This is a genomic window from Burkholderia sp. L-4, assembly GCF_056856535.1.
The window spans coordinates 219,708-232,118 of the sequence record NZ_JBXEOX010000003.1 but is presented as its reverse complement, the minus strand read 5'-3'; the positions used below and the strand labels follow the sequence as shown (position 1 = coordinate 232,118).

The following is a 12,411-nucleotide window of genomic DNA, read 5'->3' as shown; positions in this document are numbered from 1 at the left end:
CCGCGATGCGGCGGCCCGAGCCGGACCTGCCGGGCCGGTCAGTACTTGCGGGTCGGCATCACCTGCGCGGCGACGCTCATCGGGAACACGGTCTCGTTCGTGACGATGCGCTTGGGCAGCGTCTTGCCGGCGACGACGTCCTTCACCGCGCTCATCAGTTGCGGGCCGAGCAGCGGGCTGCATTCGACGTCGACGTTGATCTTGCCGGCGATCATCGCCTGGAAGCCGCCCTTCGTCGCGTCGAACGACACGACGCTCACGTCCTTGCCGGGCTTGATCCCGGCTTCCTCCATCGCCTGGATCGCGCCGAGCGCCATGTCGTCGTTGTGTGCGTAGACGACGTTGATCTGCTTGCCGTAGGTCTTCGCGAACGCTTCCATCACCTGCTTGCCGCCGGCGAGCGTGAAGTCGCCGCTCTGCGACGCGATCACCTTGAATTTGGGATTGTTCTTGATCACTTCGAGCAGGCCCGCGCGCCGGTCGTTGGCCGGCGCGGAACCGACCGTGCCCTGCAGCTCGACGATGTTGATCGGGCCCGGGTCGTTCTTGTAGCGCTCTTCCATCCAGTGGCCCGCGCGGCGCCCTTCCTCGAGGAAGTCCGAGCCGATCATCGTCACGAACAGCGACGGATCCTTCACGTCGACCGCGCGGTCGGTCAGGATCACCGGGATGTGCGCGGCCTTCGCTTCGGTCAGCACGGGCTCCCAGCCCGATTCGACGACCGGCGAGAACGCGATCACGTCGACCTTCTGCGCGATGAACGAGCGAATCGCGCGAATCTGGTTCTCCTGCTTCTGCTGCGCGTCGGAGAATTTCAGGTTGATGCCGGCGTCCTTCGCCGCGCTCTTCACCGACACGGTGTTCGCGGTGCGCCACGCGCTTTCCGCGCCGACCTGCGAGAACCCAAGCGTGATCGGCTTCTGCTGGGCGAACGTGCCCGGCGCCCATACCGTCGCCGCGGCGATGAGCGCACCGGCCGCCAGCTTCCTGATGAATGTCATGGTCCGTCTCCGATGATGTAATTGTCTGCCGCGGCGCTGTTCTGATTCTGCATGGCGCGAACGCGGTGCGGGGCCGGTGCCGGCCGGCGCGTTCGGCCGGCCCGGTCTGCATGCCCCGCATCAGTCTAGGAACAAGTCCGATAACCTTCCAATGAAATATTGGATTGAGGCGATATCGGAATCGGCATACGTATAAACACCTAAACGCACGCCCCGCCCGTTACAGCCGGCCCTGGCCGCGTTTGCGACGCACTCGCCCGCCACGCCATGTTCCGTTCGGCGAATCCGCCGAATGCCGCCTTCGTCATCGTGTGTTCGTTCGCACGCGTGGTATCGCGGCCGCAGCCGGGCCGGGATCGGCGCACGATTCTTGCTCCCCGGGGCTCGAACCGACGAACGACCAGGAGCAGAACATGCGTGCAGGATGTCCGCCCGGAACACGGCCCGGCGATACGCGGATCGGCACACGCGTCGATCGACGCGCCGCGGCATGACGAAACGCGCGACATCGCGGCCGAATGCGCGCATGCCCGGCGGGCCCCTGCGTCATGTCGACGACCGTCGCCCCGGCTATACGCGCCGGCGGCTCCGCCACGGCTTTGCCTATTACGGACCTGACGGTGCGCGGGTTCGCGACGCCGACGAAATCGCCCGCATCGACGCGCTTGCGATTCCACCCGCGTACACCGACGTATGGATCTGCATGGACCCGCGCGGACATCTGCAGGCAACCGGCCGCGACGCGCGCGGGCGCAAGCAGTATCGCTATCACCCGCTGTGGCGCGAGACGCGGGACGCGAACAAGTACGCGCGTATGGCCGCCTTCGCGCGGGCGCTGCCGCGCATCCGCGCGCGCGTCGCGCGTGATCTGGCGTTGCCGGGCATGCCGCGCGACAAGGTCGTCGCGACGATCGTCCGATTGCTCGACACCACGCTCGCACGGATCGGCAACGCCGAATACGCGCGGGAAAACGGCTCGTACGGGCTGACGACGCTGCGCAAGCGCCATTTGAAGATCCAGCCCGGCCAGGTGCGGCTGCGCTTCGCCGGCAAGAGCGGGATCGAACACGACGTGACGGTCGACGACGCGCGGGTCGCGCGGATCGTGCGGCGCTGCGCGGAGCTGCCCGGTCACGAGCTGTTCCAGTACGTGGACGACGACGGCGCGCGCCATCCGGTCGGCTCGTCCGACGTGAACGACTACCTGCGTGACGCCGGCGGCGCCGATTTCACCGCGAAGGATTACCGGACCTGGGCCGGCAGCGTGCACGCACTCGGCTTGTTGCGGCGCGTGGAGCACCGCGGCATCACGCACGCGCGCAAGCAGATCGTCGAGACCGTGCGCGCGGTGGCGGACCTGCTGCGCAACACGCCGGCCGTGTGCCGGCGCTGCTACATCCATCCGGCCGTGCTGGACGCCTTCGAGGCGGGTGCGCTCGCCGCGCTCGCGGTCGAGCGGACGCCGCGCGGCCTGCGTGCGGACGAAGCGGCCTTCGTGGCGGTGCTCGGCGCCGTCGGCCGGCGCGCGGCGAAATGACCGTGCGCATCGTGCCGCCGCCCGTTTAGCGACCGGCACTGCCCGGAACCCGTGTCGTCTTCAACCGGGTTCCGGGCGCATGACCGACAGCCGGATCTGCCCGTTTCCCCGAACTCGTTCACACCACAGGCCCGCACGACGCCGCTGCATGCCAGCCCGGCCGCCCCTAGACGCGGCCCGCCAGATGAAACCGCGATGCCGGATGCCAAAGCTGCACCGACGTCGCGACGTGATCGCCCACCCAGGTGCGACGCCGCAGCAACAGGCACGGCTCGCCGATTTCCATCACGAGGTGCCGACGCACCTGCGCATTGGGCTTCTCCGCGTAGATCCTGAACTCGGCACGCTGGATCGGTGCCAGTCGCACCATGTAGTGATTCGGCGTCTCGAGCGTGAAATCCTGCTCGAGATAGTCGGGAAACAAGACCGGATTGACGTAGCGATCCTCGAACTGGATCGGCTCGTCTTCCTCGAAATGCACGATGCGCGAGTGAAACACCGGCCCCGACCGCAGCCCGAGCGCATCGATCGCTTTCGGGTCGACGCTGCGCTCGATCAGCAGCACCCGCGCGCTGTGCCGATGGCCCCGCTCCGCGATCTCGTCCGCGATGTTGCGGATTTCGAGCACCGTCGATTCGTAATGCCGGCGTTCGACGAACGTGCCGGCTCCCTGGATGCGGGTCAGCACGCGTTCGGCCGTCAGTTCGCGCAGCGCGCGCGACACCGTCATCCGGGCCACGCCGAATTCCTTGACCAGTTCGGCCTCGGTGGGAATCGCGCCGCCGGGCTTCCAGTCGCCCTTCGCGATCCGTTCGACCACGTAGCGCTTGATCTGCTGATAGGCCGGCAGTGCACGCGCCGGCCGGGCGGAAAGTTCGCGTTCCGTTTCGTTCATGCGCCCTCGACCGAATGAAAATTGGATGATTCGCCGCGCCCGGTCATCGTCACTGCAACGACGGCGGCACGCCCGCGACGATGCCTGCCGCGATCGCGATATCGTCCGCGAGCGGCCGGTCGTCGTGATACGCCGGCACGCGCTCGCGCACCTGCCGCCACAACGCATCGGTCGACGCGGCCCGCCCCGTTTCGCCCGATTGCAGGTCGTATGCCTGCGCGGCGGCCAGCAGCTCGATCGCGAGCACGCGCGTCGTATTCTCGATGATGTCGAGCGCCTTCAGCGCGGCCGGCGTCGCATGACACAGGTGATCTTCCTGCAGCCCCGACGTGATACCGCCGTCGAGGCTCGCCGGCGCCGCGAGCCGCTGGTTCTGCGCGACCAGCGCGACCGCCGTGTACTGCGCGATCATGAAACCGGAGCAACTGCCGCCCGGCGTCGCGAGAAACGCCGGCAGCCCGCTGACGAGCGGATTCACGAGCCGGTCGAGACGTCGCTCGGCGATCGCCGCGACCTGGGCCATCGCGGCCGCGAGGCTGTCCATCGCGAGCGCGATACCCGCACCGACCGCATGGGCCTGCGAATGCGCGACGGGTGCCTCCCGCGTGCCGGCGACGATCGGATTGTCGGTGACGGACGCGAGCTCGCGATCGACCACCTCCGCCGTCACGGCGAACACGTCGCGCGCCGCGCCATGCACGTGCGGAATCGTGCGCAGGCTGAGCGGATCCTGCGTATGCCGGCCGCTCGCCGCGCACAGCATCCCGCTGCCCGCCAGCAGCGCACGCAAGCGCGCCCCGACCTGCCCGATGCCCGGCGAAATCCGCAGCGCGAGCGACGCCGGATCGAATGACGCGAGTTGCCCGCCGAGGTTCTCGAAGCTCATCGACGCGATCCAGTCGGCCCAGTCGAGCAACCGTTCCGCGCGCGCGAGGGCGAGCGCGGCCAGGCCGGTGACGCACGGTGTGCCGTTGACGAGGCTCAACCCTTCCTTCGCGCCGAGGACGAGCGGCTCGCGACCGATACGGCGCAGCGCCTCGTCGCCGCACATGCGCTCGCCGCGATGGCGCGCATGACCGTGACCGATGCAGACGAGCGCGACGTGCGCCATATGGGTCAGGTAGCCGACCGACCCGTGCGCCGGCACTTCGGGCAGGCAATCGTGCTCGAGCAATGCGACGAGCTGCTCGACGACGTCGACCCGCACGCCCGAATACCCGTGCACGTAATTGTTGATCGCCGCCGCGATGATCGCGCGCGTTTCCGCCGCGCCGAGCGGCACGCCGACGCCCACCGCGTGGCTCATCAGGATATTGCGCGACAGCTCGCTCTGCTGGGCCGGCGATACGATCACGTTGCACAGCGCGCCGACCCCCGTGTTGACGCCGTACGCGCGAATGCCGCGCGCGACGATTTCGTCGACGAGTTTGCGAGCGGCGACGACGCGCGCGCGGGCGTCGTCGGTCAATGCCAGCGGCGCGCCTGCCGCCACCGCCGCAACCTGGCGCCAGTCGAGCGGCCGTGCCGCGCGGAATACGGTCATGACGGCCTCAGTTGGTGGTGCGGTCGTGGTGGCTCGACACGAATTGCCGGAAGCGCTCGGAGGTCTGGCCGCCGAAGACCGCGTCGGGCGTCCCGTCCGTGTCGACCTCGCCCTGATGCAGGAACATCACGCGATTCGACACGTGCCGCGCAAAACCCATTTCATGCGTGACGACCAGCATCGTGCGGCCCTCTTCCGCGAGCGAGCGCATCACGCGCAGCACCTCGCCGACCAGCTCGGGGTCGAGTGCCGACGTCGGTTCGTCGAACAGCATTACTTTCGGATGCATCGCGAGCGCGCGGGCGATCGCGACGCGCTGCTGCTGCCCGCCCGACAGGTGGGCAGGATAGTAGCCGCGCTTGTCCGCGAGGCCGACGCGCGCCAGCAGCGCCTCGGCCTCCTCGACCGCTTCGGCGCGGCTGCGCTTTTGCACGCGCAGCGGCCCTTCGACGAGGTTGTCGAGCACCGTCATGTGCGACCACAGGTTGAAGTTCTGGAACACCATGCCGAGCTGCGAACGGATCCGGTCGACCTGGCGGCGGTCGCTCGGGTGCAGCTTGCCGTCGCGCGCGCGCTTCATCGCCAGTTCCTCGCCCGCGAGCGCGACGGAGCCGTCGTCGGGGGTCTCGAGCAGGTTCAGGCAGCGCAGGAACGTGCTCTTGCCCGATCCGCTCGCGCCGAGGATCGAGATGACGTCGCCCTCATGCGCGTCGAGCGAAATGCCCTTCAGCACATGATGATCGCCGAACGACTTGTGGATGTTCTTGACCGACAGCGCAACGGGAGCAGCGGTGTTCATCGAATTCTCCAGGAAGGAATGGCGCGCTCAGGAGGCGACGCGCCGGGCATTGCGGGCCGACGCGGGCGCACTGGACGGCTTCGGCGCACGCAGGTGCGCCGAGAGCCGCCATTCGAGCGCGCCGAGCAGGCGCACGACGATGAAGTTCAGGCCCAGATAGATGACGGCGGCGCAAACGAACACTTCGGTCGTCCGATAGGTTTGCTGAATGATCTGCTGCGCGACGCCCGTCACCTCCCACACGGTGACGAGGCTCGCGAGCGCGGTCGACTTGACGAGCAGCACGGCCTCGGTCGAATACGCGGGCAGGCACTGGCGCAGCGCGATCGGGCCGATCACGCGCCGCAACAGCGCGAAACCGGACAGACCGATCGAGTAACCGGCTTCGATCTGCCCGACCGGCACGGCCATCAGCCCGCCGCGCAGGATCTCGGCCGTGTAGCCGGCCGTGCACAGCGCGAGCGACAGGACCGCGCAGACATAAGGTTCGCGCAGCAGCGGCCACATGAAGCTCTCGCGGATCACGCCGAACTGGCCGAGCCCGTAATACACGAGAAACATCTGGATCAGCAGCGGCGAGCCGCGAAACACCAGGATGTACGCGCGCGCAAAACGGTTCGGCAGCCAGTGCGGCGACACGCGCATCGTGACGATCACGAGCGACAGCAGGCCGCCGAGCACGAGCGACGCGAAGAACAGCCCGAGCGTGGTCGGCACGGCCGCGAGCAGCTGGCGCAGCGTATCGAGGAGAAAGCCGAAATCGATGGACATGCGCGTTCTCCGTCAGTTGCGCGCGAAATTGCGGCGGAACGACCGGCCGACGATCGCTTCCGCCCGGTTGAACACGCGGTTCGACAAGCCCGTCATCAGCAGGTACAGCGCACCGCCCGCGACGAAGAACACGAAGTACTGGTGGGTCGAATTGGCGGCGATCTGGCTCGTGCGCAGCAGCTCGGCCAGGCCGGTGACCGAGATCAGCGCCGAGTCCTTCAGGCTCAATTGCCATACGTTGCCGATACCGGGCAGCGCGAAGCGCAGCACCTGCGGAACCAGGATGCGGCGCAGCACCATGCTGCGGGGCATGCCGATCGAGCGTGCCGCCTCGAGCTCACCCTTCGACACTGCGAGCACCGCCGCGCGATAGACCTCCGCCTGGTAGGCGCCCGAAATCATCCCGACCGCGAGCGCGCCGATCACGAACGGCGGCACGCCGATGAATCCTTCCGCGCCGAACCACTGGCCGACGGCCGTGACGAGCGTCGAGCCGCCGAAGTAGAACAGATAGATGACGAGCAGTTCGGGCACGCCGCGAAATACCGTCGTGTACAGGTCGCCGAGCAGCCGGGCGCTGCGGTAGCGCGACAGCTTGGCCGCCGCGATCGCCGCGCCGATCACCGCGCCGACCGCGAGCGCGGCGAGCGTCAGCGCCACCGTCATCAGCGCGGCGAGCAGCAGCACGCCGCCCCAGCCTTCGGTTCCGAAGCCGAGCATTTCAATAATCGCCATGCGTGCCTCCCGGCAAGCGTTGAGTGAATCGGCAGGATGCCGGCCGCCGCGCGTGTCGCTTACGCGGCGGCGGCCCAATGCGCGCTTACGGCGTGACGTCGGTCTTGAACCACTTGTCGGCGAGCTTCTTCACCGTGCCGTCCGCGAGCGCCGCGCCGATCGCCGTATCGAACTTCGTCTTCAGGTCGGCATCCTGCTTGCGGAACGCAAGCCCTTCGCCCGGCCCCCAGATCGGCCCGCCGAGCTTCGGGCCCGCGAGCACGATCGACGCGTTGTCCTTCTTCGCGTTGTTCGCCGCGTAGTACGTGACGTCGTCGAACGATGCGTCGATGCGCCCGGCGACGAGGTCGAGATCGCGCTCGGGGGAGGTCTTGTACACGCGAATCGACGCGATGTCCTTGAAGCTGTCGTTGATGAATTTCGTGTAGACGGTGCCCGACTGGATGCCGATCGTCTTGCCCTTCAGCTGCTTGCGCAGCGCGTCGACGGTGGGCTTGTCCGCGTTGGCGTCGCCCGTCAGCTTGACGATCGGCGCGCCGGGCGCGGCCTTCGGCAGGATCTTGGTGTCGGTGACGGCGAACGTCGCGGGCGTCGCCGCGTACGGACGCGAGAACAGCAGGATCTTTTCGCGGTCCGGCGTGATGGAAATCGCATCCATCAGGATATCGAACTTGCCGGCCTGCAGGCCGGGGATCATCCCGTCCCAGTCCTGCGCGACCATATTGCACTGCACCTTGATCCGTTCGCACACGTTGGCGAGCAGCTCCGGTTCGAAACCGCCCAGCTTGCCGCCGGGCAGCGTGAGGTTCCAGGGTGCGTAGCCGCCTTCGAGCGCGACCGTCACCGTTTTCCATTCCTTGGCCTGCACGGGAGCCGCGAGCGTTGCCGCCGCGGCCGCGATGATGCCGATCGTCCTGAGTGCCCAGTTGATGCGCTTGCCGTTCACGAGATTTCTCCTTGCGTTGAAGTTCGCCATCCCTTCGGTGCAGCAAGCCGCCTCAGGAATTTGTCTATACAAGCATGCAAGAAGAAAAACGGCGATACAAGCGATGATCAAAAAAAACCGGGGAAACGCGGGAAATCCCCTAATTTCAAGGCTTTCACGTGCCCCATCGAAGAGAATTCGGGCACGGGTTTGGTGCAGTTCGTGCAGATCAATCGCAAGGATGACTAGACAAATTCCGGATTCGATCGGCATCGCGGCTGCCGCGCGACGAGCCATTTCCGTCGATCCGATTCGCCATGCGCGCGCGATTGAAAGCAGCGGGTCGCCGGGGCTGACGTCACGCGTCGAATGTGCGCCAACGCTCACCCCGTGTATCAACACGGCTTCGATCCGGTGCCGCTCGTTGTCGGGTTGTGTGCAAGCCGATGCGGAGCGGTCCGGGTTACCGAAGGTGAAAGCCTGAACCGGCCCGACTGCAAATCCTTCGATCGCTCGATCGGCTTGCGCTTGCCGATCGATCCGGCACGGACGACATCGCGTACCGGACGGCACATCCGTGAACAGGCTTCCGGAAAACCTCGGCAGCGGGCATTTCAATCCCGGTATTTCGTCACATTCGCCCGTGAATGGGCAGCTTCACGTCCTCCCGTTCGGCATGGGCGCACCCGCGTTGCCGTCACGATGGTCCGGGGCCGATGCGGACCGGCATTGCGCCCCATCAGGCGCGCGCGTCGGGTTCAGTTCACGCAGCACGCTGGCGCGGCTGCCGTCGTCATTCGGCAATTGGGGCTGCCCGCGCGCGAACGCGGGCGCGACCGCCGCCGCGAGCAGCGCGGCGATCGCCAGTCGGGAAAAGCTTTTCATCGCCCGACTCCCCGCTTACTGCGCGCTGGCGGCCGGTACGGACACCGACGCGGTCGCCGTGCTCTGCTCGCCATGCGCGATCGCATAGAGCTCGCGATTGCGCGCGATCGTCTGGGTGCTCGGCGGATAGTCCCAGTTCGACGTCGGCACGGTGCCATCACGCTGCGCCTGAACGAGATCGGCGATCACGTCGGCGCGGGTCGGACCCGATGACGACGTCTGTGCGAAAGCGGCCATCGGCGTGCCGATGGCGAGGGCGAGCAGCGCGGCAGCTGCGATCAATCTGCGATTCATGATGAAACTCCCCAGAATGGTTCGATGAGGACGCATCGTCGATGCGCCGCCGGCGGAACCGCGGATGCGATTCGCCGCCTGACGCTTTCATTCTGGTGATCGCGACCGGCACGACGCTGACGCCCGGATGACAATCCTGAAATCCGCCGCATCGCGCGCAGGTTCACGACGACGGTAATCGACCTGCGCTGGCTGGCCGATCGGCGGCGGTACCCGAACGCGCGCCAATGCGAAACCGGCACCCGCCCACAGGCGGCCAGTCCTTCGTCACGCCGTCCGCCCGGGCGCGGCCGGCCAACGTCGGCGTGCTGGCCGAGTTCTTCGTCGCGAAGCTGACCGCGACCGGGTGGCGCGCCGGCAGCGGGGCCGCCCGACGATCAGCCGGCCGAGCGGGACGATCGACTGCCGCAGCCGGTCGGCGGGCAGGCTCGCGAGCGCAGCGCGAGACGCGGCAGGCACCGGGTCCACGAAATTGACGTCCGGACGGAAGCACGGCGGCACGATTGCATCGAGGAGCGGTGGCACGATGCTGCCGGCCGCGCAGGCGCGCTTCGAGAATGCGGCGCCCGCGCGCCGCCCGTTCGACCATGGCGCGTTCTTCGCGACCGGCATCTTCGTGATGGCGTTGACGGCGATCGGCCTCGACTCGACGACCACCGCGATCGCGTCGCTGCGCGAACGCAATACGTTCAAGCTGTACGTGTGCGTACCCGTCTCGCGCGGATGGCGATGATCGCGCTGCAGGCGCTCGTGCTCGTGACGGCCGCGCGCAGTCGCTCGCGGCCGCCGAACTCGTGTGCAACGTCACCGACTACCCGCTGCCGTTCTTCAGCGATCTGACGATCCCGATGCACGACGCGTCGCCACGCTGTTCCGACGAAGGAAAGACACCAATGACATCGAGCAATCCCATAACCGGCTACCTGCTGCACGCAAGCAACCCCCTGCCCGCGATCGTGCTCCTGTTCCACGGCCGGCTGCGCCCCGAACAGCCGGACCTGCTCGGGACGCACGCGTTCCTGATCGGCGACATGCTCGCGCTCGTGCACGGCGCCTGGCTGATCCGTCGCGCGAAACGCAACAGCATCGCGATCGGCATCGACCTGTTCTTCGCGATCGGTGCGGTGCTGGCGCTGGTGTCGCCGGCAGGTAGCCGTCTGTGGGGCGACTGTGGAGCGAGGAACTCGGGCTGGCCGCGACGCCCGTCCGCGTGCTGGTGGTCGGCATCATGCGTACCGCGTGGCCGGACGGCGGTTTCGTCGACGGCACGTTCGTCGACCATGCGCGTGCACGCTCGCTGTCGCTCGTGCTGCTCGCCGTCACGGCCGTCGCGCTCGCGGTGTCGATCACGATGCGGCACAGCCCGCTGTGGGGCGGCGTCGGGCCGGTCAATATCGCGTACGCGCAGCGGCAGCTTGCCGCCGCCGTCCGGCACGCCGTCGACCCGCCGGGCCTGATCGGACGGGTCCGCTACTGACACGCCGGTTCGCGGCGCCACGGAGAAATGTCGCATGACGTTTCGACAGCCGCCCGGCCCGGGCACCGCGTCCGAACCGGACGCCGATCCCCGGCTTGCCGGCATCCGGGCCACGCTGTCCGATTCGAGGGCGGTCGTGAACGTGCGCGGCGTGGCTGACGTGATCACGCAGCCGCCGCGCGATCGCGCGCGTCAGAACACCGCGTGCCCGCTGATCAGGCTCGGCAGCCAGGTCGAGAAAAACGGCATGTACGTGACGATGTTGATCGCACTGAAGATCGCGAGGTAGTACGGCCACGCCATCTTCGTGGTCTCGCCGATCGACACGTTGCCGATCGCGCAGCCGACGAACTGCACCGACCCGATCGGCGGATGCACGAGGCCGAGCGAGCAGTTCAGCAGCAGCATGATCCCGAACTGCACCGGCCCGACGCCGCACGCCATCGCGATCGGCAGGAACAGCGGCGTCGTGATCAGGATGTGCGCGGCCATGTCGACGAACGTGCCGAGAAACACCTGGATGATGTTGATGTACAGCAGCATCAGCCACGGCGCGGCGGTCGACTGCTTCAGCAGCCCTTCGATCGCATCCGGAATCTCCAGGTACGACATCTGGAAGCGCAGCATGTTGGACACCGCGATCAGCAGCAGCACGACACCCGTCGTGCGCGCCGCATGCGACAGCGCGCGGCGCAGCTTCGCGGCCGTCAGCGTGCGGTAGACGAGCGCGGTCAGCACGAGCGAATACACGACGGCGATCGCGGCCGCTTCGGTCGCGGTGGCGATGCCCTTCGCGACGCACACGAGGATGATCGCGATCACCATCAGCCCGGGCACCGCGCCGACGAAGCTGCGCAGCACCGCATACCAGCCGGGAAATGCGGGCAGCGCGGACGAGCCGTCCTCGCGGCGCGGGTAGCCGTGACGCACGGCCTGCCAGTACGCGGCGGCGAGCACGAAGCCCATCACCCACAGCACCGGCAGCAGCCCCGAGAACAGCAGGTCGCCGATCGACACGCCGCTCACCGGCTGGCCGTGCAGCATGCCGGTGATGCCCTGCGCGGCGAACGCGTAGATGATCATGTTGGTCGACGTCGGCATCAGCGCGCCGGCGAGCGACGCGTGCGTCGTCACGTTGACCGCGTACGCGGCGCTGTAGCCTTCGCGCTTCATCAGCGGAATCACCACGCCGCCCATCGCGGACGTATCGGCGGTCGGCGAGCCCGACACGCCGCCGAACAGCGTGCACGCGACGACGTTCGCCATCCCGAGGCCGCCGCGGAAATGGCCGACGGTCGCCTGCGCGAAGCGCAGGATCCGGTCCGCGATGCCGCCGTGCAGCATCAGTTCGCCGGAGAAGATGAAGAACGGCACCGCGAGGAACGAGAACGCGTTCATCCCCGAGATCATCGCCTGCATCGCGGTCGCGATCGGCAGGCCTTCGACCATGTAGGTCAGCACGCAGGCTATCCCGAGCGCGAACGACACGGGCACGCCGAGGACGAGAAAAATCAGAAAACTGACGGACAGGATCGCGAGTTCCATGGCG

13 protein-coding genes and 1 pseudogene are annotated in these 12,411 nt (G+C 67.6%); 3 read left to right on the top strand and 11 right to left on the bottom strand.

The genetic code is table 11. From position 1 onward, the window contains the following. Nucleotides 1-38 precede the first annotated feature (38 nt). Complete coding sequence (locus AC1VVG_RS31595) at nucleotides 39-1,001, bottom strand: ABC transporter substrate-binding protein (protein ID WP_482837409.1); 963 nt, start codon at nucleotides 999-1,001, stop codon at nucleotides 39-41. A gap of 490 nt (nucleotides 1,002-1,491) precedes the next feature. Here AC1VVG_RS31595 and AC1VVG_RS31590 point away from each other — a divergent pair, with 490 nt between their 5' ends. After that, nucleotides 1,492-2,538: a DNA topoisomerase IB gene (locus tag AC1VVG_RS31590; protein WP_051701119.1), complete on the top strand. Its 1,047-nt coding sequence runs from the start codon at nucleotides 1,492-1,494 to the stop codon at nucleotides 2,536-2,538. A 166-nt stretch (nucleotides 2,539-2,704) separates the two neighbouring features. Here the strand turns inward: AC1VVG_RS31590 and hutC are convergent, their stop codons facing one another. The 9 genes and pseudogenes from hutC to AC1VVG_RS31545 form a co-directional block, all read right to left on the bottom strand. Beyond that, nucleotides 2,705-3,433 (bottom strand): histidine utilization repressor, encoded by a 729-nt coding sequence (hutC, locus tag AC1VVG_RS31585; protein WP_482837408.1) that lies wholly within the window; start codon nucleotides 3,431-3,433, stop codon nucleotides 2,705-2,707. Between the two features lie 49 nt (nucleotides 3,434-3,482). Next, nucleotides 3,483-4,976, bottom strand: a complete 1,494-nt coding sequence (locus tag AC1VVG_RS31580) for an HAL/PAL/TAL family ammonia-lyase (RefSeq protein WP_482837407.1) — start codon at nucleotides 4,974-4,976, stop codon at nucleotides 3,483-3,485. A gap of 7 nt (nucleotides 4,977-4,983) precedes the next feature. Then, nucleotides 4,984-5,775 carry an ABC transporter ATP-binding protein gene (locus tag AC1VVG_RS31575; RefSeq protein ID WP_059562514.1) on the bottom strand — a complete coding sequence of 264 codons (792 nt, stop codon included), beginning with the start codon at nucleotides 5,773-5,775 and terminating at the stop codon, nucleotides 4,984-4,986. A 27-nt stretch (nucleotides 5,776-5,802) separates the two neighbouring features. Beyond that, the gene (locus AC1VVG_RS31570; RefSeq protein ID WP_034191852.1) at nucleotides 5,803-6,546 is read right to left on the bottom strand and encodes an ABC transporter permease; all 744 of its coding nucleotides are present in this window, start codon (nucleotides 6,544-6,546) and stop codon (nucleotides 5,803-5,805) included. A gap of 12 nt (nucleotides 6,547-6,558) precedes the next feature. After that, nucleotides 6,559-7,281: an ABC transporter permease gene (locus tag AC1VVG_RS31565; protein WP_482837406.1), complete on the bottom strand. Its 723-nt coding sequence runs from the start codon at nucleotides 7,279-7,281 to the stop codon at nucleotides 6,559-6,561. Nucleotides 7,282-7,366: 85 nt separating this feature from the next. After that, the gene (locus AC1VVG_RS31560; RefSeq protein ID WP_049035238.1) at nucleotides 7,367-8,227 is read right to left on the bottom strand and encodes a transporter substrate-binding domain-containing protein; all 861 of its coding nucleotides are present in this window, start codon (nucleotides 8,225-8,227) and stop codon (nucleotides 7,367-7,369) included. 636 nt (nucleotides 8,228-8,863) lie between these two features. Beyond that, a complete protein-coding gene (locus tag AC1VVG_RS31555; protein ID WP_124670080.1) occupies nucleotides 8,864-9,091 on the bottom strand; it encodes a hypothetical protein in 228 nt (75 codons plus the stop codon). A 15-nt stretch (nucleotides 9,092-9,106) separates the two neighbouring features. Continuing rightward, nucleotides 9,107-9,385 (bottom strand): DUF4148 domain-containing protein, encoded by a 279-nt coding sequence (locus AC1VVG_RS31550; protein ID WP_006405309.1) that lies wholly within the window; start codon nucleotides 9,383-9,385, stop codon nucleotides 9,107-9,109. A gap of 324 nt (nucleotides 9,386-9,709) precedes the next feature. Next, nucleotides 9,710-9,925, bottom strand: a pseudogene (locus AC1VVG_RS31545) (alpha/beta fold hydrolase); the annotation flags it as partial. On the opposite strand from AC1VVG_RS31545, the gene AC1VVG_RS31540 reads away from it, so the two are divergent. Next, nucleotides 9,912-10,118, top strand: a complete 207-nt coding sequence (locus tag AC1VVG_RS31540) for a hypothetical protein (RefSeq protein WP_482837649.1) — start codon at nucleotides 9,912-9,914, stop codon at nucleotides 10,116-10,118. The pseudogene AC1VVG_RS31545 and the gene AC1VVG_RS31540 overlap by 14 nt on opposite strands. A gap of 426 nt (nucleotides 10,119-10,544) precedes the next feature. Next, nucleotides 10,545-10,862, top strand: coding sequence for a lactate dehydrogenase (locus AC1VVG_RS31535; RefSeq protein WP_482837405.1), 318 nt, complete (start codon nucleotides 10,545-10,547; stop codon nucleotides 10,860-10,862). 192 nt (nucleotides 10,863-11,054) lie between these two features. Here the strand turns inward: AC1VVG_RS31535 and AC1VVG_RS31530 are convergent, their stop codons facing one another. Beyond that, nucleotides 11,055-12,407 (bottom strand): TRAP transporter large permease, encoded by a 1,353-nt coding sequence (locus AC1VVG_RS31530; protein WP_034191857.1) that lies wholly within the window; start codon nucleotides 12,405-12,407, stop codon nucleotides 11,055-11,057. Between the last annotated feature and the right edge of the window lie 4 nt (nucleotides 12,408-12,411).